Source organism: Mesorhizobium sp. CNPSo 4670, from assembly GCF_057784235.1.
Window position 1 is genome coordinate 1 of record NZ_JBWJFQ010000083.1, and the last position, 618, is coordinate 618.

At 62.3% G+C, this 618-nt stretch carries 1 protein-coding gene and 1 pseudogene; both read left to right on the forward strand.

The window, feature by feature from the left end; all coding sequences use genetic code 11:
* The coding region (locus AC0ZT5_RS35195) for a hypothetical protein (RefSeq protein WP_488500172.1) at positions 1-297 on the forward strand (297 nt) is incomplete at its 5' end.
* A 45-nt stretch (positions 298-342) separates the two neighbouring features.
* A pseudogene (locus AC0ZT5_RS35200) lies at positions 343-618 on the forward strand (hypothetical protein); the annotation flags it as partial.

The following is a 618-nucleotide window of genomic DNA, read 5'->3' on the forward strand; positions in this document are numbered from 1 at the left end:
CGCAGTTTCAGCGACTATCTGCGTGAGAACAACAAGCCGGGCATTGCTGCTCGGCTTTCCGGCACGTCGTTGGACGGCGATGTCGAGCGCTATAGGAAGGACGGCGGGGGCAATCGGAAAATCGGTGCCGCACTGGCTGATCTGCGAAAATCGCAGGCAGGCGCTAAAGCGATGGAGCTCGAGCGCCATAACCTCCCCGTTCCTGATCCCGAAAACGCGCCGCGGATGGAGCCGATGCCCGTCAGCGGCGCCGCTGCGCAGCACAGCGCGTGGCAGGAAGCGGACAGGTGGCCATAGGAGCTGCCTCCCGTAGAAGGCTACGATCAGGATTTGCTTTGGGAGATGATAGACAAATCCGGCCCGTCGTCTCCCGAGCCAGCCGCGCGCCATGACCAGTCATCAGACCCCGGAGGGTCTATTCGTCACTTGAACTGGGGCTACGACCGCCAGCAGTTCCCCGACAAGCCGATGGGTGCATTTGCCAGCAGCAACCTCCTGCCAGGCGAGGAGGTCCTCATCAACGATGAGCGTGACACAGCTGGGTTGCGGCCAGCGAAGAGGCCGAGGACCCCAGCCAATCTACACGGTCTTGCCATTGAGCGGCAGCTGAGCGAGATC